The sequence below is a fragment of the Brevibacillus sp. MER 51 genome, from assembly GCF_023714195.1.
Classification (GTDB): Bacteria; Bacillota; Bacilli; order Brevibacillales; family Brevibacillaceae; genus Brevibacillus.
Genome location: NZ_JAMAUS010000002.1, coordinates 77,104 through 98,930, shown reverse-complemented (window position 1 = coordinate 98,930; position 21,827 = coordinate 77,104). Strand labels below are relative to the sequence as shown.

The following is a 21,827-nucleotide window of genomic DNA, read 5'->3' as shown; positions in this document are numbered from 1 at the left end:
AAATAGTTTTCTTGGTAACGTTATTTTACACAGGTTGGCAGAGCAATACAAGTGGTGATCATGCTTTTTGTTTTGCAACCAAGTGGTCGATTATGGTATAGTAGGTGCCGAAATCGCGGTTGATTGCTTCACATCATTTGGAGGTGCCCCGTGTTTTTAGAGAAGCTGATGCCTAGTCAGTTCGTCGAATCAATCCATCACATTGACATAGATCAATTGAAACGAAATAACATCCGTGCGGTGATTACAGACTTGGATAATACCTTGGTGGAATGGGACAGGCCACATGCAACCCAGGAGGTCATTAATTGGCTTGCTCGCATGCATGAGGCAGGTATACAGGTCACTGTTGTCTCCAATAACAACAAGGAGCGTGTAGATCGCTTCTGTGCCCCATTAAATCTCGGGTTTATTTATGCGGCTAAAAAGCCGACAAACCGTGCCTTTTTGCAGGCAGTGCGGCAGATGAATGTAACCATCGCTGAGACTGTTGTCATTGGCGATCAATTGTTTACCGATGTGCTGGGAGGAAATCGATTAGGATTTCATACGATCCTGGTTGTTCCTGTAGCCCAGACGGATGGTTTTTGGACGCGCTTTAATCGTCAGATGGAGCGTGTGGCCCTTATTTGGATGGAGAGGAAAGGAATGGTTTCGTGGAGGAGAAAAGCATGACGGAACAAACGCATGGCTCCTGTGCTGGATGTGGGATTGCCATTCAGACAGCAGATGCAAAAAAGCCTGGCTATGCACCTGAATCCGCGCTCGGCAGAAAGGTAGTCATTTGCCAGCGGTGTTATCGCATCAAGCATTATAATGAAGTAGCTCCTGTAGGAATGGGCGATGACGACTTCCTCAAGATTTTGGATGGCATCGGTTCTACGGAGTCGCTTGTCGTGATGGTGGTCGATATCTTTGATTTCCAGGGCTCCTGGCTCAAGGGTTTGCCACGATTTGTCGGGAAAAATCCGATTTTGCTCGTGGGTAACAAGGTCGATCTGCTGCCGAGAAACATCAACCTGAACCGCGTACGCAACTGGATGCAGCACGAAGCAAAAGAGCGCGGACTGCGCCCAGAGGATGTCGTACTGATCAGTGCGCAAAAAGGGCTTCATATCGATGAACTGTTGAATCGCATTGGAGAGCTGCGCAAAGGCCGAGATGTTTACATTGTCGGTGTGACCAACGTAGGAAAGTCGACCATGATCAACCGCATCTTGCATGACTACGGTGCGGCTGAGCTGGAGATTACGACTTCGCCATTCCCTGGTACAACACTGGACAAAATCGAGATTCCGCTCGAGGATGGCCGCTCCATTTTCGATACGCCGGGAATTATTAATCGCGACCAGATTGGACATATGGTATCCCCAACTGATCTGAGAAAGATTACCCCGACTAGCCGGATCAACTCCAAAGTGTATCAGCTCGATAATGGACAATCACTCTTTTTGGGTGGTTTGGCCCGTATCGACTTCGTACGCGGGGAGAGACAGCCGTTCATCATCTATGTGGACAACGACCTGTACATTCACCGGACGAAGCTGGAGAAAGCAGACGAAGTAATGCAAAAGCACCATGGAACCTTGCTGGTACCGCCAACAGGGGAGGAAGCTGCGAAAGCACTTCCGCCATTTGTGAAGCACACCTTTAAAATCAACAAGTCCACCACGACAACTGACATCGTAATTTCCGGTTTGGGCTGGGTCAGCATCCAAGGAAAACACGAAGCGAGTGTTGTCGTGCATGCACCTAAAGGCGTAAGTGTTGGGATGCGCAAAGGGCTGATCTAGCTTACACAAGAAAAGTCGAGATAGCCTTGCCCCTTGCCATATGCTATAGAGAGACGTCCGGGGAGGAAGAGCTCCATGATTACAAGCAAAACACAACTGGTTGGCCTGTTTGGGCATCCAGTTTCCCACTCGCAATCACCGATGATGCACAATACAGCTTTTTCCGAGACCGGGTTGGGGTTTGCCTATGCTGCGTTCGATGTAGAACCGGAAAATCTGGAAGATGCAGTCGCGGGTATTCGCGCGTTAGGCTTGAAAGGGATTAACGTCACGATCCCCCACAAGGTTGCGATCATGCCGATGCTGGATGAAATCGATCCGCTTGCCAAGCGAATCGGTGCCGTCAATACCGTTGTTTCTCGTGATGGACGCTTGATCGGCTACAACACAGATGGTATGGGCTATGTTCGTTCGCTTGTGGAAGAGACGGGAATCGTTCTTGAAAAGCAAGTAGTAACCATGGTAGGGGCTGGAGGCGCTGCCCGTGCAGTCGCGTTTACCTTGGCTGAACATGGGGTCAAGGAAATTCGCATCATCAATCGTTCCAGGGAAAGAGCCGCGGTATTGGCTGAGCATGTCGGAACGATTGTACCTACGAAAATCGTAGAACAGGGCGAAGGGGAAGCAGCTATCGCGGACTCATCGCTGTTGATCAATACGACATCGATCGGAATGCTGCCAAACGTACAGGAGACCCCTGTGCCAGCAGAATGGCTTCATTCTGGTTTAACTGTTAGCGATCTGATTTATAACCCGCTCGAAACACGTCTGCTCAAAGAAGCGCGCGCCATCGGAGCCACTGTTCATTCCGGAATCGGCATGTTCGTGAATCAAGGTGCACTGGCATTCGAACTGTGGACGGGCGAACGAGCACCGACTGGGGTTATGCGTGAGGTCGTCTTGCAACAATTAAAGAAAACAACCTGATTGGCAGGATGTAAAAGGAGGCATTGCCGATGTTGACTGGCAAGCAAAAGCGCTTTTTGCGCGCAGAAGCACATCATCTCACCCCTATTTTCCAAGTTGGAAAAGGCGGAGTAAATGAAAACATGATCACGCAGATCAAAGAAGCGTTAGAAGTACGTGAATTGATCAAGGTAGCGATTTTGCAAAACAATAATGACGATAAACATCAAGTGGCAGAAGATCTGGCAGCAGGTGCTGGAGCAGAGCTTGTGCAGTTGATTGGCCATACAGTTGTCTTGTACAAAGAGTCCCGGGAGAACAAGACGATCAAGCTGCCATAAGTGACCTGCATGCGATGAGACAGCCAATCAAGCAAGTAGGGATCATGGGAGGAACGTTTGACCCGATTCATTGCGGGCACTTGCTGGCGGCTGAACAAGCCAGAGAGCAAGCGGGGCTGGATGAAGTCTGGTTTATGCCTACACACGTTCCACCGCACAAAAAGAGAGAGAGTCTGACGCTGGCGCATCACCGCTTGCAAATGGTTCAGCTTGCCGTGTCTGATCATGAAGTGTTTCGTGTAACAGATGTGGAGTTCGAAAGAAAAGGCCCATCGTACACGTATGATACGATGGCTCAGCTCATCAGGCAGTTCCCGGATTGCCGGTTTTCCTTTATCATGGGGGGAGATATGGTAAAAATCTTGCCCAAATGGTACCAGTACCAAGAGCTGATTCATATGGTACGCTTTATAGGTCTGGCGAGGCCAGGAACCGAACTGGACCTGAAATCGAGCGAGGACGTCACATTTGTGGAGATGCCTGTTTGGGACATTTCCTCCACGATGATTCGCGAGAAGGTAGCTGCCAGGAAAAGCATCCGTTATCTTGTACCTGATGCCGTGGAGCGCTATATAAAGGAGAACCGAATCTATGAGACTTTTGGATAATCGGGAAGAGCTTCTCGTTCGCGTACGGCAACAAATGCATGAAAAACGCTACAAGCACACGCTAGGGGTCGCTGCGTCGGCTCGCGAACTGGCTGAGAGATTCGGGGCTGATCCCGACAAAGCCGAGCTTGCTGGACTGTTGCACGATTACTGTAAGTGCTGGCCAGTGGAAAAAATGTTTGAGATACTCGTTCGCCACGATATGCCTACAGAGCTTTTGGAAGGGGAAAAAGAGCTGTGGCACGCCTTTGCAGCAGCGATTGTGATCCAGACAGATCTAGGCGTAACGGATGCAGATATTTTACAAGCCGTTCGCTACCATACAACGGGTCGGGCTGGCATGTCCCTGTTAGAAAAAGTCGTTTGTGTGGCAGACTATATAGAACCGAACCGAGTTTACCCTGGTGTCGATTTTATTCGCGCCAAAGCCATGTATGATTTGGATGCCGCCCTGGCCCTCGCCTTGGGAGGCACGATTCAATTTTTGATAGAGAAGCAAAAGACGGTTTTCCCGTTGACATTGACGGCATATAACGATTTGGTTTCCCGCAAAGGGAGAGAAGGAGGGTTTTGATGGTTAAAACAGTAGAAGATTTGGCCCAATTGGTTGTGAAGGCAGCGGAGGACAAGAAAGCAGAGAACTTGAAGGTGCTCGATATTAAAAAGCTGTCCGTGATCGCAGACTATTTCATGATTTGCCACGGAAACAACGAGCGTCAAGTACAGGCAATTGTTCGCGAAATCCGTGACCAAGCCCACAAAAACGGCTTTGACGTCCGCGGTATCGAGGGAGCGGATGAAGGTCGCTGGGTACTGGTTGATCTGGGCGATATCGTCATTCATGTTTTCCATCGCGAAGATCGCGAGTTTTACAATCTGGAGCGCCTGTGGAAGGACGCAGAGGAAGTTTCCTTCAGCGAGCAAGGGTAAGGTCAGATGGCATACGCACACATGGCCGCTGTATATGACAGGCTGATGGCGGATACTCCTTATGACCAGTGGCTCGACTGGGTCGAGCGTCATTGGGCAAAGGGAGAGAAGCCTGTGCGGGTCATTGATCTTGGCTGTGGGACGGGCACGATTGCGATCCCACTCGCCAAGCGGGGATACCGCGTTACTGGAGTGGATCTCTCTACAGAAATGCTTGCGATTGCCTATGACAAAATGAGGCAGGAGCAAGTGGATGTAGCGTGGGTGGAGCAGGATATGCGGGAGCTGTCCTTGCCGGAAGCGGATGCGGTCATCTCCTTGTGTGATTCATTGAGCTATCTTACAGAGGAAGCGGATGTGCAGGAAACGTTCAAGCGCGTTTTCGCTCATCTCGCGCCTGGTGGGAGCTTTCTGTTTGATGTGCACAGTCCGTACAAGATGCTGCACATTTTCGGAGACGAGACGTTCACACATGTAGAAGATGAAGTTTCGTACATTTGGCAATGTTTTTGCGACCCACTGCGTTTGGAGGTAGAGCATCAGTTAACGTTTTTCATTCGTCAGCCAAACGGATTGTACGAGCGGATGGAAGAAGAGCATTGGCAACGGGCTTATCAGCCTGTCCAACTGATGCGCTGGCTGACAGATGCCGGCTTCACAGACATCGTCATCACTGCTGATTACTCGGATATGCCGCCACAAGAAGCGAGTGAGCGCCTATTTTTCTCAGCCCGCAAGCCGAAAAGTTTGACATGATTGGTTCGGATTGACTATAATGGCGTTATAACTACAGATTTCGACGCGTTTAAGAGGAATAGTAGGTATAGGATTCGAGCACTCACAGAGAGTTGACGGATGGTGCAAGTCAACCCGAATCTATCTGAACTCACCTCCCAGCACTTGCCCCCAAGGTCATTTACGCCATGATTGTGTAAGGGTGAGCGGCTTATCCCCGATACGGATGAAACAAGTGGGTGAATGCTTGTCATTTGCCAATCTGGGTGGTACCGCGGGAATGTAAACAACCTCTCGTCCCTTTCGCAAGAGCGATCTGGGATGTGAGGTTTTTTTATAATATCGGAAAGTATATTATTCTTTGGGTTTCTTCCCGATATTACGGAAAACATTCCGCTCATACGCGATCGCTCAACCTTGAGCAATCCTCGATAGAGGTTTTCTTATTTTCACCTATTTTAAGATGGGAGTGCTTTACCATGGTATTCAGTCATCAAAATGTCGAAAAGAAGTGGCAGCAATATTGGGAGCAGAACAAGACCTTCAAAACCTCCGAGGATGAAGGCAAGAAAAAGTTTTACGCACTCGACATGTTCCCGTATCCATCTGGAGCTGGCCTGCACGTAGGACATCCAGAGGGCTATACGGCTACTGATATTTTGTCCCGCATGAAGCGGATGCAAGGATATAACGTTCTCCATCCAATGGGCTGGGATGCGTTTGGTTTGCCAGCGGAGCAATACGCGCTCGATACAGGAAACGATCCGGCGGAATTCACCGAGCACAATATTAACACCTTCCGCCGCCAAATTAAGTCGCTCGGATTTTCCTACGACTGGGATCGCGAAATCAATACGACCGATCCGAACTACTACAAGTGGACACAGTGGATTTTTACGAAGCTGTATGAGCACGGCTTGGCTTATATTGACGAAGTAGCTGTAAACTGGTGCCCTGCTTTGGGAACGGTTTTGGCAAACGAAGAAGTCATTGACGGAAAAAGTGAGCGTGGCGGACACCCAGTAGAACGCCGCCCAATGAAGCAATGGGTCCTGAAAATTACTGCATATGCGGAAAGACTGCTCGCTGACCTGGATGAACTGGATTGGCCAGAGAGCATCAAGGAAATGCAACGCAACTGGATCGGTCGTTCTGAAGGGGCAGAAGTAACCTTTGGTATCGAAGGTCATGACGAAACCTTTACCGTCTTTACGACTCGTCCAGACACTCTCTACGGAGCAACTTATGCGGTACTGGCTCCTGAGCACAAGCTGGTTGAGCAAATTACCGTACCAGCTCAAAAAGAAGCAGTGGACGCGTACCTGGATCAAGCGAAACGCAAGAGCGATCTGGAGCGTACTGATCTGGCGAAAGAAAAGACAGGAGTATTTACCGGAGCGTATGCGATCAACCCGGTTAACGGCGAGCGTCTGCCAATCTGGATTGCAGATTACGTGCTGATCAGCTACGGAACAGGCTCCATCATGGCCGTTCCAGCGCACGATGAACGCGATTATGAGTTCGCGAAAACATTTGATCTGCCAATCAAGCAAGTAATCGCTGGTGGAGATATCTCCAAGGAAGCATATACTGGCGACGGAGAGCACATCAACTCCGGCATGCTCGATGGTTTGAACAAAGAACAGGCTATCAGCAAAATGATCGAGTGGCTGGAAGCGGAAGGCAAAGGAAATCGCAAGGTAACGTACCGACTGCGCGACTGGCTGTTCAGCCGTCAACGCTACTGGGGTGAGCCAATTCCGATTCTCCATCTGGAAGACGGCACGATGAAAGTCGTTCCGGAATCCGAACTGCCAATCATGTTGCCAAAAACAAAAGAAATCAAACCATCCGGTACAGGTGAATCGCCATTGGCAAACATCTCGGAGTGGGTTAACACTATCGATCCGGAAACAGGCATGAAAGCACGTCGTGAGACAAACACGATGCCGCAATGGGCGGGTAGCTGCTGGTACTTCCTGCGCTTCATCGATCCACACAACGACAAGGCATTGGCTGATCCAGACAAACTGAAAGAATGGCTGCCAATCGACATTTACATTGGTGGTGCAGAGCACGCGGTATTGCACTTGCTCTACTCTCGCTTCTGGCACAAGTTCCTGTACGATATCGGTGTCGTACCAACCAAGGAACCATTCCAAAAGCTGTTTAACCAAGGGATGATCTTGGGTGAAAACAACGAGAAAATGAGTAAGTCCAAAGGCAACGTCGTAAATCCTGACGATATCATCAACAGCCATGGTGCCGACACACTGCGCATGTACGAAATGTTCATGGGACCACTGGATGCTTCGATCGCTTGGTCGACAAAAGGCTTGGATGGCGCACGCCGCTTCTTGGATCGCGTATATCGTCTGTTTGTGGGCGACAACGGTGAACTGAACGAAAAAATCGTGGAAACCTCCAACGTGGCTGGCATGGAGCGCGTGTACCACCAAACTGTGAAAAAAGTAACAGAAGACTACGAGGGCCTGCGATTCAATACAGGTATTTCTCAGTTGATGGTATTCGTCAACGAAGCATACAAAGCGGAAGTTCTGCCGAAGAAATTCATGGAGGACTTTGTGAAAATGCTATCTCCTATCGCTCCGCACTTGGGTGAAGAGCTATGGGAAAAACTCGGTCACAGCGAGAGTCTGGCTTACGCAGCATGGCCTACGTATGACGAAGCGAAGCTGGTTGAAGACGAGGTAGAAATCGTCCTGCAAATTAACGGCAAAAACAAAGAGAAGCTGCTCATCGCTTCTGATTCGACCAAAGAACAGATGGAAGAGATGGCGAAAAACAACGAGATGATTAAAGAGCTGATTGAAGGAAAAACGATCGTCAAAGTCATCGCTGTTCCAGGCAAACTGGTGAATATCGTCGTTCGTTAAGAAAAGGACGGCAAGAAAAAAGAAGAGGAGTGGGGCCTGCGAGTGACAGGTATCCACTCCTTTTTTTGTAAATTTCGCTTCTTCGTTTTGCGCTAATGCGGCTGATTGTTTAAATTTCGTGCAACCAGTTCCTGATCCTCGGCAAACTTCGCTTGTGTGCGGCGAAACACTTGGGCGAAAAGCCCGGGAATCCCGTCTTGCAAAGGAATCAGACCTTCCCCCGTAATTCCACCGGGCACGCAGACCCTCTTTTGCAAAGTAGGGAGGGTGAATGCTTCTTCGCGTAAAAGATCTGCCATTCCAATTAACATTTGCGTGGTCATGTAAGTAGCAGCTTCTGCGGAAATGCCAGTTTCTTCAACAGCTTCTTGAATCATTTGCTGCAAAATATAGCTGATAAACGCAGGACCACAACTGACAATGTCAGAAGTAATTCGTAAAAATGGCTCCGAAATCTCTACAGGGGAGCTAATGTGGGCAAACAGACTTCGTATAAAATGACGTTGTTCCTCTTGGATACGTGATCCAAATTCACATAAGCTGACTCCGCTCATTACAGCATTTGTTATTGAAGGAACAACTCTGGCAACGGCACAAGGAACTTGAGACTCCAAATCGGCCAGCTTGATCGGACTGGTGATCGTAATCAACAGGTGTTCCGGCGTTAGTGCGGGAGCAATTTGTTCGAGCATCACGCTATATTCCAGTGGCTTGACGCACAGAACGATTGTAGCAGCTTCTTTGACCAAATCGGCATTACTGTGCGCGACAATGAGCCCGGGATGTTTTTCTGCCAGTTGCTGCGCCTTCGCAGGGGTTCTGTTGCTGATAATGACATGACCAGGACTAAGCGCCTTGGCCGACAGCAATGATTCAATCAAGATACTGCCCATGCTGCCCGTACCAATGAACCCAATTCTATTCATGGGCATACCTCCCTCCAATATTCTTTTCCCATTCTATGTAGGAGTGTCTATGATCATGACCGGATCTCATTGTACCACCAGCCGATCCTTTATCCGTGTAAACATCTTGTCGCCAATTCCTTCAATCTGTTTCAGGTCATCCGCTGAACGAAATGGACCTTGTTTTGACCGGTAATCCACGATTGCCTTGGCACGCGCTTCTCCAATGCCGGGAAGGCTCATGAGCTCTTCTGCAGTTGCCGTGTTGAGATTAATGGCTGAGGAGGCACCAGTGGTGGATACGCTGGCAGCAGATTGTACAAGGCCAATGGATGTAGAGACTGGCTCACTTGCCCCTTTAGCGGGGATGACAAGAGCTGCTCCATCTGTGAGCGGCGCTGCCAAATTGATCTGGACAAGGTCAGCATCAGGTAGTGCTCCTCCTGCTTTTTCGATGGCATTTGCGACACGTGTACCTGGTTCAAATTGGTACAAACCGGGATTTTTTACTCGCCCTTTCACATCGACAAAGAGAGGAGGGGAGAGTTGTTTCTTATCCTTCTCTTTATCTGTTTCCCGTGTCGTTTTTACAGGCTTGGCAGGTTGAGCAATTGCTGAATCATCAGTCCCTTCTTTTGTTTCAACATCCGATGCCGCATAAGCAGGAGAATGCAACGGTAGTTCGCCAGTCTTATGCGATTGGTCGCGTTGATATAACCAAAAGCTACAACCGACAAACAGAAAAGCCGAAGTCAACAAGATGAAACGACGATAACGCTCCCACCACTCCAGCACCATAACAAAAAACCCTCCCGTCCTTCACATAGCAATACGTGCATAGAGAGAACTTGTTCTCTATTAACGATGCTACAAAAAGTAAGAGAGGGTCTGCAAATTTATTTATTGTGTTTGCGCTGTTTAGCCGATATGCTGCAGCGAATTTTTCTTGCGGCGAAGGTCTACATTCGGGCTGACATAAGGCTCAAAATTGTGCTTTTGCTCAATGAAGATTTGATGCCACAGCATGAAGACCAGGATCGTCCAGATTTTGCGGCTGTAATCCGCATTGCCTTCGCGGTGTTCATCGAGCATGTACAGCACATAGGCCTTATTGATCAAATTATCCACCTTGGATTCGAAAATGATCTCTTTTGCCCATTTGTAAAATTCGTTTTTGAGCCAATGACGAGTCGGAACAGGGAAGCCCAGTTTCTTTCTCGTTTGGATCTCAGGTGGCAAGAAGTCTTTCATCGCTTCACGAAGCACGTGCTTGGTCGTGCCGTTGGCAATTTTGTACTTTGTTGGAATGGTAGCGGCGAATTCAAACACCTTCAGATCAATGAAAGGCACTCGCAACTCCAAAGAATTGGCCATGGTCATCTTGTCGGCCTTCATCAAAATGTTGCCTCTGAGCCATGTATGAATGTCCAAGTATTGCATCTTGGTCACATCGTCGTATTCAGAAGCGCGTTTGTAAATCTCTTCAGTAATGGTGAAAGGAGATACATACGATTCCGAACGGGTAATATCTTCCATGACGACACGCTTTTTCATCTCTTCGCTGAAAATCAGTGCGTTTCCGAAGAAGCGTTGTTCAACCGTTTTCGATCCACGGATGAGGAAGTTTTTCCCTTTTACCTGATCGGGGAGGCGTTCTGCCATGTATCCGATGGATTGACGCATCCAGCCCGGCATCCCGGAAAACATTTTGAGAGAATGAGGCTCTCTGTAAATATTGTATCCGCCAAAAAATTCATCTGCACCTTCACCGGACAATACGACGGTTACGTGTTCACTTGCCATCTGTGCTACGAAATAGAGCAGGATGGCAGATGGGTCCGCTACCGGTTCGTCTTGATGCCAGATCAGTCGTGGCAATTCATCCATGTACTGCTTGGCGTTTATCACGCGCTCGAAATGCTCCGATCCCAAATATGCTGCGGTTCGCTTCGCATAATCGAGCTCGCTATAACCAGGAATATCTGAGCCGACAGAAAAAGATTTGACTGGCTCGAATGTACGCAGCATCCCAACGATACTGCTAGAGTCAACACCACTAGACAAGAAAGCACCACGAGAAACTTCGCTAATCCGGTGTTTGTCGACAGATTCGAGCATGACACTGCGCGTACCCTCAACAAAATAAGAGAACGGCTTGCTTTCATCAGGCTTGAATTCTACATCCCAGTACCTTTCCAGCTTGATCTGGTCGTTTTCAATTACGAACGAGTGTGCAGGCGGTATACGGTAAATGCCAGCAAACATCGTTTCAGGATCAGGTACATATTGGAACGTCAAATAGTGATAAAAAGCGGTTGGATTCACTTCACGCTTGAATCCTGGGAGCTCCAGCAAACTCTTAATCTCGCTGGCAACCCCGATCGAATCATTCGTCTCGACATAGTAGAGAGGCTTGATTCCAAAATGGTCGCGTGCCCCAAACAGACGTTTTTTACGGGAGTCGTAGATTGTAAAGCCAAACATCCCGCGTAAATGCTTAGGTGCATCTGTTCCTACCTCTTCATAAAGGTGGAGGATGGTTTCAATATCAGAATCGGTATGGAAAACGTGACCGATGTCCTTTAACCATTGCTGTAACTCTTTGTAATTGTAGATTTCGCCGTTACCAATAATCCAGATGTCACGTGTTTCGTTAAACAGCGGTTGATGTCCGCCTTCCACGTCAATGATGCTTAAACGACGAAAGCCCAGGGCGATGTTGTCTTCAAGGTGAAAACCATCGTCATCTGGACCACGGTGCAGGATGACACCCGTCATTGCACTAATCGCTTCTTGTTGAACAGGCTTTTGCCGCTTGTTATAGAGTGATACGATTCCGCACATAAGAAATGACTCTTCCTCTCACTGGATTGCTCCTGCTAACTCTATCATGTATCGACCATCAGCGCAATCTCTTATGAGTGCCAGTGATTGACCTCGAAAACGCTGATTCTACAAGGGAATTAGCCTTTCTTCTTTTCTATTTTTGTCCCCATTCGGTTAGATATACTCCCTGAAGAGACCATGAATCGTTCGACAAAACGGTTCATGAAAGAACAGGACGGGGGATTGCAGTGTCAGTATGGATAGCAAGCCTAGCGATGATGATTGGTCTTATTCTGTCCGCCTATTTGCATCCTGCTTGGCTGCTGTTGGCTGCGGGCGTATCATGGGCACTCGTTGCATGTATCCCGTTACCGTACCGCAAATACGTCGCATACTACTCACTGATTTCTATTCTAGCAGGTCTCTTTTTTTATGGGTACGAGAATCTCCACAGCTCTGAAGTGAAACCATTGGCAGAAAGGGAGCAGAGCATCTGGATAGAAGGAGTCATCGATTCTCCTGTGAGACGGGACGGGGATGTAGCACGTTTTTTTGTCACGATAACATCCTGGGGTGAAAACGAGCGTGATCAAAACGAGCATCGGTCTTTCGAAAAAATCGCGCTTCGTGTTAAACTTGCTTCTTTCCAGGAAGCTGTACAAATAGAGCAGTGGAGACGTGGCAGTGTTGTCGTGGCACCGATTCGACTATCCTTACCGGCTCCCGCGCGCAATCCTTATGCGTTCGACTACGCTAGCTACTTGTATTGGCAAGGTATCCATGTCACAGGGGAAACAAGCTTTCAAGCGGTAGCGATGACACCTGCTTTTTCCGTGTGGGCGAGCTTCCAAGAATGGCAGGACTCGGGTGCCAAGCGAATTGAATCATTATTTACAGATACAGAAACGGCTGGTTACATGAAGTCGCTCCTGCTTGGTCTAGGACAAGAGGTGAACCCTGAGCTTGCGGCGATGTATTCGAAGTTGGGCTTAAGTCATATCCTGGCGATTTCCGGTTTGCATGTGACATTGGTCAGTTCCATGTTTATGTGGTGTTTGGAGCGGATTGGAATCAGACGCAGACTGGCATTTGTCGTAACGATTTTGTTCTTGATCGGGTATGTTCTCCTGGTGGGAGCAAGCGCGTCCGCGATTCGATCTGGATTGATGGGAAGTGTAGGTCTTCTCTGTCAAGTAATTGGAAAGAGGCTGGATGGCAAGGACGTTTGGGCTGGGGCACTTATTCTGATGCTGGTGGTAAATCCGTATCAGCTGTGGCATGTCGGTTTTCAGCTTTCTTTTGCGGTGACACTTGGTCTGATTATTTTTGTTCCATATAGCTTGCATGTGTTTGTCCGGGTACCCGTCTGGATTCGTACACTTGTGGCGGTTACTTTGTCAGCCCAGCTCGTTTCTTTTCCATTTCTCATCTACCATTTTCATCTGTTTTCACCTGTGTCATGGCTAGTCAATTTGGTGGTGACACCGATTCTTTCGGCCATAGCGCTACCATTCGGGTATATCGCGATTGTCCTCGATTTCGTCCACCCGTTTTTGGCGGTGCTCCCTGTTTGGATATCGACGGCAATGTTGAAATGGATTCATCTCCCGTTGTTTGCTATTGAAAAAATAAGGCTCCCCTTCACTTATTGGCCGCATCCTTCGTGGTGGTGGCTTGCTTTGTATACCTGCTTTTTGGGTGTTCTGCCCATTGCATGGAGGTTGGGCTATCATCGAAAGCGTGATATAATGCTTACTTTCGTTATATTTCTCTCGTTCATAGTAGCGGCCAGACAGCCGTTTTCAGGAGTCGAAGAAGTGCGAATTACCTTCCTTGATGTCGGACAAGGGGATTCCATCGTTGTCGAAATTGGTGATCAGAAGGTATACTTAATGGATGCGGGTGGGACAATGCGGTTCCCAGCTGCTGAACCATGGATGGAAAAGCGTGACCCATTTGAGGTGGGGAAAGACGTCGTTCTGCCGTTTTTGATGGCCAAAGGAATCGAGAAAATCGATCGTGTCATCATGACGCATGGCGATCTGGATCACATCGGGGGATTCAAATCGCTTGTTCCTCATTTTTCTTTTGGAGAGGTATTGGTGAATGGAACAGTACCTTCGAAATTGGAGGGCGAGATTGTCCGGCTTTTCCAACAGGAAGGAGTTCCGATACTAACCGGGCTTCCGGGTCAATCATGGTCAGATGGACCGGGAATCGAGTGGAAGTGGCTGCACCCAGGCGAATCGACCTTCTCAGGAAATAATGCATCCGTAGTACTCCAGCTGACTGCTTTCAACAAGACTGTATTGTTTACGGGTGATATTGAAAAGGATGGAGAAAGTCAGCTTGTTCAAAACGGTTTGACTTCTGTGGATGTTTTGAAAGTAGCCCATCATGGAAGCAATACATCGAGTACCGAAGAGCTCCTTGCAGTCATAGCACCAAAAGCTGCTGTCATCTCTGCCGGGGTGAAAAATCGATACGGGCATCCTTCGTCCGAAGTGCTGCATCGCTTAAAAAAATCGGGTTCTGCTGTGTACAGAACGGATGCTCATGGAGCGATTACGCTGGTTATTACACCTGCGGGATTGTATTGGCAGACCCAAATAATGGATACATAATCTGTTTGCAACTTTTTCAATGAGCGAACCGTCTGTAGGGGGGAGAAGCGAATATGCATGAGGCAGAGTTGATCAGGATGGCGCAATCCGGGGATCATGACGCGCTAGTCGAACTGCTTCGATCTATTGAGACCTCCGTTTACCGAAGCGCTTATTATATTCTAGGGAACGAACAAGACGCGCTTGATGCCTCCCAGGAAGTCCTCATTCGAATTTATCGAAAGTTGGACACCTATCAGGAAAAAGCAAAGTTCTCTACCTGGGTACAACGCATTGTCAGCAACGTCTGTATGGATAAATTTCGCGCGAAGAAGGAAACGGTCTCAATTGACGAGCACGAGTTGATCATTCCTGATCGTAACAACGTAGAAGAAGAAATCCTTCTCACCGGGCTGTCGAATGACATTCAGGAAGCCATCGGAAGATTGCCAAAGCAATATCGGATGGTTGTAGTACTCCGCTATCTGGAGGATTTGTCCTATCAAGAAATAGCGGAGGCGCTAGATTTGCCGCTTAACACGGTAAAGTCGTACTTATTTCGGGCTAGGCAACAGTTACAGGAGCTGTTGTACGACTACCAGAAAGGGGGGATCGGTTGATGACCAACGAAGAGATTTTTGAACTCATGCAGCGGGATCTGGATGGAGATCTGTCGGAGTCCGAGCAAGAACTGCTCCTACGTTTGATCCAGAAAGATGCTGATCTGCAGCTTATGTACAACCGTTTAAAAGATGTGTCACAACAATTAGAACATCTGCCCCCTGTCGTACCTCCGATCAGCATCGTAGATTCTATCCTGCCCAAGCTGGAGTTAGCCGCTGCAAAGCCTGCTGCGGTGAAATCTACGGTGAACGAGGAAATCCTGCCCACTCTGGAAGTTAAGCGCGAGTCGTCTTCGCTGCCGGAATCAAAAAAGTGGAAGCGGATGAAAGTATGGATGGCCAGTCTTGGTAGTACGGCCGTCGCTGCTAGCTTATTGGTTGGCGTGCTGTTTTCGGGCGGTGATGGTAAGAAGCAAGAAGTCGATTCGTTCCAGAACGGAACGGACATGACGCCAGCGGTCGTGGAACAACCCAAAGTTCCAGTCGATCCTACTCCTCAAAGCAATAATCCAATACCTTCAAATCCAAAAGAGGAAGAGGGCAAGGCTAAAAAGTCTACTGGAGCGGCTACTCAGACAAAGAGTAAAAAGCCACCGGCAAAGAACGTTCAAAAGCAAACACAGCCACCGAAGAAAACGAATCCGACACCACCACCAAAGAAAGCTGTACCTCCAACTCCAGTAGTTACAGAGGATCAACCAACGGGATGGCCGATCGGACTGGACGAGAATCCGGACAGAGAAGACAAAGAACCTGCTAATGACGATAAGGACGACGGCGGGGACAAGCAAGAGGAGAAAGACAAGGGAAAAAATAAAGAGAAGAAAAAAAATAAAGATAATGACTAACTTTTTTCCGCGTATGGACCGGCACCGCTTGCGGGGATTTTGCGTATAGTACATTATCAAGCACCCCCTGCTTACCGTTTGGGGAGGAGGAATCCCGGGGCTTTTCCCTAAACGTTTACATAGAGGTGCCAACGGATGAAAAAACCGCTACTGATTCACTGGTGGCGGTTTTTTTTCGCTTTGCCCTGATCAACATGTGCTATAATAACGCAGGTAAGAAGGAAGGAAAGGGGAGAAAACGTATGCCACTCCTATCGGCTATTCGCGAAATACGGCAAAAACAATTCTCGCCGATCTACGTCTTATACGGTCCAGAGTCTTTTATGGCCGAAGATTTATTGGCGTTGGCTCGCAAAGAAATGATTGATCCAGAATTTACGGATTTGAATTTGAGTGTGTACGATTGTACGGAAACAGGATTGAGTGAAATTTTGCAGGATGCGGAGACCTTGCCGTTTATGGGTGAGCATCGATTGGTGATTGCCAGACAAGCCTACTTTTTAACAGGAAGTAAGCCTTCGACCAAGGTAGAAAGCGATCCTGATGCTCTGCTCGATTATTTGCAAAATCCACCTCCGTATACCACACTTATTCTACATACAGAAGCTGACAAGCTCGATGAAAGAAAAAAGCTGGTCAAAACACTGCAACAAAAGGCGAAAGTGATCCCATTTCCGTTGCTAAAAGACGGAGATTTGTACGGCTGGGTGGAGAGGCAAGCAGGTAAATACCAGGCGAAAATCGATCGTCAGCAAGCCATGAAGCTTGTGGAGCGAGTGGGAGCCGAGCTGCGTCTTCTGGACAAGGAAATCGAAAAGATGGCTCTGTTTGTCGGGGTGGGTGAAAGCATCACGGACGACGTCATCGAGCTGCTCGGGGCACGTACGCTGGAGCAGGATGTATTCGCCCTGATTGAACAGGTCGCTTCGGGGAGATTGGACAAGGCACTCCGGATGATGTACGACTGCATGAAAACAGGAGAGGAGCCGATCAAGCTGCTGGCACTCTTGGCGAGACAGTTCCGCATGCTGTTGCATGTCAAGCAATTGGCTCCACGAGGTTATTCGCAGCAACAAATGGCAGGCATGATTAAAATGCATCCTTACGCGGTGAAAAAAGCAATGGAGCAAGCGCGTCATTTTTCCGAGGAGTCGTTGAAAAAACTGTTGGGCATTCTGGCAGAAGAAGATTTTCGGATGAAGTCAGGGCAAGTGGACAAGCGTCTCGCCCTCGAATTATTCGTTGCACGTGCACACGACGAACGAACAAAACGGTCGTGATATTTTTACAGTAAAAAACCCCTAGAACTAGATGTTCGCGGGGTTTTTTGCGCTTGGTCTCTTACGCTACAGGAGCGCTCAGAACGTTAAGCTTTTTCATCAAACGAGACTTTTGACGGTTTGCTGCGTTTTTATGAATGAGACCTTTCGAAGCGGCCTTGTCCAGCTTTTTCACAGCCACCAGAAGAGTAGATTTCGCTAATGCTACATCGGAAGCAGCGACAGCTTTCTCAAAGCTCTTGATGGAAGTACGCAGATCAGACTTTTGAGAAGCACGGTGTGCGCGACGCTTTTCGATTGTTTTGGTGCGTTTAATCGCGGATTTAATGTTTGGCATGTGTGTCACCTCCTTAATACGACCATAGACATACAGTCATACAACAAAGTAATTCTAGCATGGGGCGAACCCATTTGCAAGAAAGGATTCGGAATAAAAATGAAGGATTCAAGCAAGCTAGTAGCAGGAACAAAATGGTCAGTACTTTTTTCACTTCGGATCAAAGGAGCTGAAGAACATGGCACATAACATTGACATGTCTGGTTATTCCATTCGAACGGATCTGGCTTTGGAGGCCCACGAGCTTGCCCAGCAGAAAAACCAGAGTGATATTGAGGGGATTTGGCTGCAAGCTGACGACAGCGAGCCGAATTTGAAAGTAACGAGATTGCATGTGGAAACAGAGGAAGCGGGGAAGGAAATCGGCAAGCTCCCGGGGCATTACCTTACGATTGAAGTGCCCAAGCTGCGGGATAACGATACATCGATCGAGGAGCAGGTGGCCAAGCGATTCTCCGTCGAATTTGCAATGTTCCTCAAGCAACTGGGAATCACCCCAGACAAAAAGGCTCTCGTCGTTGGTTTAGGTAACTGGAATGTGACTCCCGATGCGCTTGGACCAATGGTTGTAGAAAATTTGTTGATTACACGCCATCTATACACGCTGGCGCCTGAAACCGTTGGAGAAGGGTATCGGGAAGTCAGTGCGCTATCACCGGGTGTCCTTGGGATAACAGGTATAGAAACGAGTGAGATTATTTTTGGTGTCGTGGAAAAAAGCAAACCCGATTTTGTCATCTGTATCGATGCTCTTGCGTCCCGCGCCTTGCACCGGGTCAACACGACAATTCAAATATCGGATACAGGGATTCATCCCGGATCAGGGGTCGGAAACAAGCGCAAAGCGATTGATCAGAAGACACTTGGTGTGCCTGTGATTGCGATAGGAGTCCCTACGGTCGTTTTTGCCTCCACGATTGTAAATGATGCGATTACATATTTGCTGGGGCATTTTGGACAATCGATGGTGGAGAGCAAGCGGGCGTTTAACAAACTGGCATTGAGTACGCTGCCCGAGCGGAAGGAACCGTATACGGAAGAGGATTTGCCTGACTTGGAATCCCGAAAGACATTCATGGGATTGGTAGGTTCACTGCCGGAAGAAGAGAAACGGCAACTGATTCATGAGGTCCTCCGACCGCTGGGACAGGATCTGGTCGTCACCCCAAAAGAAATTGATGATTTTATTGAAGGCGTGGCGAATGTGATCGCAACAGGTCTGAATCGCGCCTTGCACAGTGCCGTAAATGCAGAAAATAGCGGCTCGTATACCCACTAAGCCGTGAAAAGCTAGAGTGAGAGAGAAAAGCTAGAAAAGGGTTCTATCGTCTCTATGAGCCTCATAAGCTAAAGCATAGACAAGCGCGAGGGAAAGTTCTCCCGACGTGCAACCATGCTACAGCTAGAGGAGTGAGACAGATGGCGACCCTCATTCAACGCCAATTCGTTGTTCTTTCATTTATAACCGCCTTCCTGTTTGTCATGACAGGAGTGCTTTCGCTCGGCGGTAACCGAATCGCAATTTCGTCCTCAGCCATTCAACAGGCCGCTTCTCATATTTCCAGTCTGGCGATTTTGGGATGGATGGGGCAGGAGATTCCGGTTTTGTCCGAAACCGTGCAAGCACAGACTGATGATCGCACGAATAGCGTAACCGGTTTTCTCTTTCGCTTGGCAACCAATATACAGCCGGGAGACTTGCGTAGCCTGTTAGGCAGGGAATTGCCTGGGATGGTGACGACAGAGGATGCCAGATTTGTCGTACAGGGAAAGGGAGCTTCTCTCGCAGATTTTTACCTGGAGTATCCCGCCCATCCGGGACAGGTAGCAGATCAATCGCAAGTAGTTCCAATCGTAGAGCCAAAGCCGGAGGATACCACAAAGTCAGGCGAAGCAAAGCCAGCACCTGTTCCCAATTCAATCACGGATGGCAAGAAAATCGTGTACATCTACAACTCGCACAACCGGGAATCGTGGTTTAGTGAGACGAAGTCAGTGGGAACCTCGGTCGATCATCCTACGAGAAATATATCGTTAATCAGCAAGCATTTATCAGAAGCGTTGAATGACAGAGGAATTGGTTCCGATGTGAGCACCGACGACATCTATCAGCAGCTGTTGAACAAAAAAATGCATTACTCTTTCTCCTACGCGGAATCTTTGCAAGTGGTCAAAGCCGCAACGGAGAAAAACAAGGAACTGTACTACTTCTTTGATTTGCATCGAGACACAGCGCCACGAGAGCGTACGACGGTCACAATCAAAGGAAAAACGTATGGAAGAGTATTGTTTGTCATCGGAAAAAGGAACAAAAGCTACGAGAAAAATGAGGCGTTTGCGACTGAACTACATGAGTTGATGGAAAAAATGTACCCAGAGCTTTCGCGTGGCGTAATGGAAAAAGGCGCAAAAACGGATCATGGCGAGTATAATCAGTCCCTCTCCCCGGGAAGCCTGTTAATAGAAATAGGTGGTACGGAAAACAGCGTGCAGGAAAGCAAGAATACGGCAGAGGCACTGGCTGACGTTTTCGCAGCCTATTATCAGCAAGCTGAAAAAGTAGGCAAAACAGTTTCTGACGAGCCTGCAAAGAGGTGACGGGCATGAACGTGACGATGAAGCTGACTGGACTGTTAATCATCTTGCTGGTCGGGGTAGTTTTGGGATTGCAAACGGCTGAGCGCGGAATATCCAAGGTGAGTGGAGTACCTGAGGGGCAAGCGCAAACCTTTTCCATCAAAAAAGTGGACCAAGGTCAAGTGGAGATTGCGGTAATGGGAAAGCAGGTTCAGACTGCTAATCCGAAGGAAATGGTCAACTACGTCAGTCGGATCGGTTTGACTTTGGGCGGAAGCATTAAAAGTGGGGCGCAGAGTTTTGTCGATTGGGTCGGGAGTTTTTTTGAACCGTGAAAATGGTTTATGCGCAAAAAGAAGGGGTGCAGAAAGCCCCAGTGACAAAAGACCCGTACAGGCGGGTCTTTTGCATGCGACCACAAATGCATCATACGATCTGCTAAAACAGTGCAAGTGAGGCTACATCAACAATGAAAGGGCTATCATAAAATTCCCCTAGATCATTTTTAAGTGCAAGCAAAATATTCTTTTTAGTCAGTAAAGAGCTAATAGTTTGAATTTATTGTGTTGCGAAAAAATTGAATAAATGTCATAATGTCTATTGATAGGGCTATTTTGGAAGTATATATCGGTGAGAGAGGTGAGCCACGTGTCACATCCTGTCCTGCAAATCGAAAACCTGCAAACGCACTTTTTCACGGACCGCGGCCAAATCCCTGCCGTTGATGGCGTGACGATCACGGTACAAAAAGGAGAAGTAGTCGGTATCGTAGGCGAATCCGGCTGCGGAAAGAGCGTTACCTCCCTTTCCGTTATGAAGCTAGTACCCAACCCCCCAGGGAGAATCGTGGGAGGCTCGATTAAATTCAAGGGGGAGGACCTCGTATCTGTCGACGAAAAGCGAATGAGAGACATCCGCGGAAATGAAATTGCGATGATCTTCCAGGAGCCGATGACGTCTTTAAATCCGGTGTTTACGATTGGAGACCAGATAGGAGAATCAGTCCGATTACATACGAAGGCGAGCAAAAAGGACGCAAGAGCACGTGCTATTGAGATGTTGAAAAAAGTCGGAATTCCTCGAGCGGAAGCGATTGTCGATGAATACCCGCACCAGCTTTCCGGAGGCATGCGGCAGCGTGTCATGATTGCGATGGCAATGGCCTGCAATCCAGTGCTTCTGATTGCAGACGAGCCTACTACTGCGCTCGACGTGACGATTCAAGCGCAGATTTTGGACCTGATGCGCCAACTCAACCGGGAAGCTGACACAGCCATTCTCCTCATCACCCACGATCTTGGGGTCGTCGCGGAAATGTGTCACCGCGTCGTGGTGATGTACGCAGGGAACGTGATTGAACAAGGAGATGTTCGTACGATTTTAAAAAATCCGAAGCATCCTTATACGATCGGCTTGTTGAATTCGTTGCCGAAGCTGGAAGGATCACAGGAGCGTCTCTATTCGATTCCAGGCAACGTCCCGATTCCGGGTTCGCTTACTGTCGGATGCCGTTTTGCACCTAGATGCGATAAAGTATCAGACCGATGCCGCAGTGAGATGCCAGAATTAAAAGTGGTAGGGGACAATCACCTTTCCCGTTGCTGGCTGACCGAATAAC

Annotated in this window: 21 protein-coding genes and 1 other annotated feature; of the genes, 17 read left to right on the top strand and 4 right to left on the bottom strand. The window is 48.4% G+C overall.

The features are described from left to right. The first annotated feature begins 150 nt into the window (after nt 1-150). The 9 genes from M3630_RS04625 (at nt 151) to leuS (ending at nt 8,210) form a co-directional block, all read left to right on the top strand. The gene (locus tag M3630_RS04625) at nt 151-675 is read left to right on the top strand and encodes a YqeG family HAD IIIA-type phosphatase (RefSeq protein ID WP_088906841.1); all 525 of its coding nucleotides are present in this window, start codon (nt 151-153) and stop codon (nt 673-675) included. Next, a complete protein-coding gene (yqeH, locus tag M3630_RS04620; protein ID WP_237900579.1) occupies nt 672-1,793 on the top strand; it encodes a ribosome biogenesis GTPase YqeH in 1,122 nt (373 codons plus the stop codon). The genes M3630_RS04625 and yqeH overlap by 4 nt, the downstream gene beginning before the upstream one ends. A gap of 75 nt (nt 1,794-1,868) precedes the next feature. Further along, the gene (locus M3630_RS04615; protein ID WP_106656665.1) at nt 1,869-2,720 is read left to right on the top strand and encodes a shikimate dehydrogenase; all 852 of its coding nucleotides are present in this window, start codon (nt 1,869-1,871) and stop codon (nt 2,718-2,720) included. 29 nt (nt 2,721-2,749) lie between these two features. After that, on the top strand, nt 2,750-3,040 hold the full coding sequence (yhbY, locus tag M3630_RS04610; protein WP_007727776.1) for a ribosome assembly RNA-binding protein YhbY: 291 nt from the start codon (nt 2,750-2,752) through the stop codon (nt 3,038-3,040). Nucleotides 3,041-3,054: 14 nt separating this feature from the next. Further along, nucleotides 3,055-3,648, top strand: a complete 594-nt coding sequence (locus tag M3630_RS04605; protein WP_221868933.1) for a nicotinate-nucleotide adenylyltransferase — start codon at nt 3,055-3,057, stop codon at nt 3,646-3,648. After that, nucleotides 3,632-4,222, top strand: a complete 591-nt coding sequence (yqeK, locus tag M3630_RS04600; protein WP_088906844.1) for a bis(5'-nucleosyl)-tetraphosphatase (symmetrical) YqeK — start codon at nt 3,632-3,634, stop codon at nt 4,220-4,222. The genes M3630_RS04605 and yqeK overlap by 17 nt, the downstream gene beginning before the upstream one ends. Beyond that, nucleotides 4,222-4,578 (top strand): ribosome silencing factor, encoded by a 357-nt coding sequence (gene rsfS, locus M3630_RS04595; RefSeq protein ID WP_173611506.1) that lies wholly within the window; start codon nt 4,222-4,224, stop codon nt 4,576-4,578. The genes yqeK and rsfS overlap by 1 nt, the downstream gene beginning before the upstream one ends. 6 nt (nt 4,579-4,584) lie before the next feature. Next, nucleotides 4,585-5,334: a class I SAM-dependent DNA methyltransferase gene (locus M3630_RS04590; protein WP_221868935.1), complete on the top strand. Its 750-nt coding sequence runs from the start codon at nt 4,585-4,587 to the stop codon at nt 5,332-5,334. A gap of 39 nt (nt 5,335-5,373) precedes the next feature. After that, nucleotides 5,374-5,618 (top strand) — a binding site (T-box leader). Between the two features lie 174 nt (nt 5,619-5,792). Next, the gene (gene leuS / locus M3630_RS04585; RefSeq protein WP_251251372.1) at nt 5,793-8,210 is read left to right on the top strand and encodes a leucine--tRNA ligase; all 2,418 of its coding nucleotides are present in this window, start codon (nt 5,793-5,795) and stop codon (nt 8,208-8,210) included. Between the two features lie 92 nt (nt 8,211-8,302). Here leuS and comER read toward each other — a convergent pair whose 3' ends face one another. From comER to asnB, 3 genes are all read right to left on the bottom strand, one after another. After that, complete coding sequence (gene comER, locus M3630_RS04580) at nt 8,303-9,136, bottom strand: late competence protein ComER (protein ID WP_251251371.1); 834 nt, start codon at nt 9,134-9,136, stop codon at nt 8,303-8,305. 66 nt (nt 9,137-9,202) lie between these two features. Beyond that, nucleotides 9,203-9,913 (bottom strand): ComEA family DNA-binding protein, encoded by a 711-nt coding sequence (locus M3630_RS04575; RefSeq protein WP_251251370.1) that lies wholly within the window; start codon nt 9,911-9,913, stop codon nt 9,203-9,205. Between the two features lie 120 nt (nt 9,914-10,033). Beyond that, nucleotides 10,034-11,959, bottom strand: a complete 1,926-nt coding sequence (asnB, locus tag M3630_RS04570) for an asparagine synthase (glutamine-hydrolyzing) (protein ID WP_237900585.1) — start codon at nt 11,957-11,959, stop codon at nt 10,034-10,036. 230 nt (nt 11,960-12,189) lie between these two features. On the opposite strand from asnB, the gene M3630_RS04565 reads away from it, so the two are divergent. The 4 genes from M3630_RS04565 to holA all read left to right on the top strand — a co-directional run bounded on the left by M3630_RS04565 (nt 12,190) and on the right by holA (nt 17,295). Continuing rightward, entirely contained in the window at nt 12,190-14,565 is a 2,376-nt protein-coding gene (locus tag M3630_RS04565) for a DNA internalization-related competence protein ComEC/Rec2 (protein WP_251251369.1), read from the top strand. Between the two features lie 53 nt (nt 14,566-14,618). Then, entirely contained in the window at nt 14,619-15,164 is a 546-nt protein-coding gene (locus M3630_RS04560) for an RNA polymerase sigma factor (protein ID WP_012685711.1), read from the top strand. Then, nucleotides 15,164-16,015, top strand: a complete 852-nt coding sequence (locus M3630_RS04555; protein WP_251251368.1) for an anti-sigma factor family protein — start codon at nt 15,164-15,166, stop codon at nt 16,013-16,015. Before M3630_RS04560 ends, M3630_RS04555 begins: the two co-directional genes overlap by 1 nt. 242 nt (nt 16,016-16,257) lie before the next feature. Further along, the gene (gene holA / locus M3630_RS04550) at nt 16,258-17,295 is read left to right on the top strand and encodes a DNA polymerase III subunit delta (RefSeq protein ID WP_173611499.1); all 1,038 of its coding nucleotides are present in this window, start codon (nt 16,258-16,260) and stop codon (nt 17,293-17,295) included. Nucleotides 17,296-17,356: 61 nt separating this feature from the next. Here holA and rpsT read toward each other — a convergent pair whose 3' ends face one another. Continuing rightward, nucleotides 17,357-17,632, bottom strand: a complete 276-nt coding sequence (rpsT, locus tag M3630_RS04545) for a 30S ribosomal protein S20 (protein WP_005833151.1) — start codon at nt 17,630-17,632, stop codon at nt 17,357-17,359. 178 nt (nt 17,633-17,810) lie between these two features. Between rpsT and gpr the strand changes: the two genes are divergently transcribed. The 4 genes from gpr to M3630_RS04525 all read left to right on the top strand — a co-directional run bounded on the left by gpr (nt 17,811) and on the right by M3630_RS04525 (nt 21,826). Further along, on the top strand, nt 17,811-18,911 hold the full coding sequence (gene gpr / locus M3630_RS04540) for a GPR endopeptidase (protein WP_251251367.1): 1,101 nt from the start codon (nt 17,811-17,813) through the stop codon (nt 18,909-18,911). Between the two features lie 140 nt (nt 18,912-19,051). After that, nucleotides 19,052-20,230, top strand: coding sequence for a stage II sporulation protein P (gene spoIIP, locus M3630_RS04535; RefSeq protein ID WP_251251366.1), 1,179 nt, complete (start codon nt 19,052-19,054; stop codon nt 20,228-20,230). A gap of 5 nt (nt 20,231-20,235) precedes the next feature. Further along, nucleotides 20,236-20,544 (top strand): YqxA family protein, encoded by a 309-nt coding sequence (locus tag M3630_RS04530; RefSeq protein ID WP_007727739.1) that lies wholly within the window; start codon nt 20,236-20,238, stop codon nt 20,542-20,544. A gap of 313 nt (nt 20,545-20,857) precedes the next feature. After that, nucleotides 20,858-21,826 (top strand): ABC transporter ATP-binding protein, encoded by a 969-nt coding sequence (locus M3630_RS04525; RefSeq protein WP_251251365.1) that lies wholly within the window; start codon nt 20,858-20,860, stop codon nt 21,824-21,826. Nucleotide 21,827 lies beyond the last annotated feature (1 nt).

Coding starts and splice junctions, on each gene's coding strand:
- M3630_RS04560 (WP_012685711.1), top strand. CDS start 14,619: ATGCATGAGGCAGAGTTGATCAGGATGGCGCAATCCGGGGATCATGAC.
- M3630_RS04615 (WP_106656665.1), top strand. CDS start 1,869: ATGATTACAAGCAAAACACAACTGGTTGGCCTGTTTGGGCATCCAGTT.
- asnB (WP_237900585.1), bottom strand. CDS start 11,959: ATGTGCGGAATCGTATCACTCTATAACAAGCGGCAAAAGCCTGTTCAA.
- M3630_RS04555 (WP_251251368.1), top strand. CDS start 15,164: ATGACCAACGAAGAGATTTTTGAACTCATGCAGCGGGATCTGGATGGA.
- comER (WP_251251371.1), bottom strand. CDS start 9,136: ATGAATAGAATTGGGTTCATTGGTACGGGCAGCATGGGCAGTATCTTG.
- M3630_RS04575 (WP_251251370.1), bottom strand. CDS start 9,913: ATGGTGCTGGAGTGGTGGGAGCGTTATCGTCGTTTCATCTTGTTGACT.
- gpr (WP_251251367.1), top strand. CDS start 17,811: ATGGCACATAACATTGACATGTCTGGTTATTCCATTCGAACGGATCTG.
- leuS (WP_251251372.1), top strand. CDS start 5,793: ATGGTATTCAGTCATCAAAATGTCGAAAAGAAGTGGCAGCAATATTGG.
- M3630_RS04530 (WP_007727739.1), top strand. CDS start 20,236: ATGAACGTGACGATGAAGCTGACTGGACTGTTAATCATCTTGCTGGTC.
- yqeK (WP_088906844.1), top strand. CDS start 3,632: ATGAGACTTTTGGATAATCGGGAAGAGCTTCTCGTTCGCGTACGGCAA.
- rsfS (WP_173611506.1), top strand. CDS start 4,222: ATGGTTAAAACAGTAGAAGATTTGGCCCAATTGGTTGTGAAGGCAGCG.
- M3630_RS04605 (WP_221868933.1), top strand. CDS start 3,055: ATGAGACAGCCAATCAAGCAAGTAGGGATCATGGGAGGAACGTTTGAC.
- M3630_RS04590 (WP_221868935.1), top strand. CDS start 4,585: ATGGCATACGCACACATGGCCGCTGTATATGACAGGCTGATGGCGGAT.
- spoIIP (WP_251251366.1), top strand. CDS start 19,052: ATGGCGACCCTCATTCAACGCCAATTCGTTGTTCTTTCATTTATAACC.
- yhbY (WP_007727776.1), top strand. CDS start 2,750: ATGTTGACTGGCAAGCAAAAGCGCTTTTTGCGCGCAGAAGCACATCAT.
- holA (WP_173611499.1), top strand. CDS start 16,258: ATGCCACTCCTATCGGCTATTCGCGAAATACGGCAAAAACAATTCTCG.
- rpsT (WP_005833151.1), bottom strand. CDS start 17,632: ATGCCAAACATTAAATCCGCGATTAAACGCACCAAAACAATCGAAAAG.
- yqeH (WP_237900579.1), top strand. CDS start 672: ATGACGGAACAAACGCATGGCTCCTGTGCTGGATGTGGGATTGCCATT.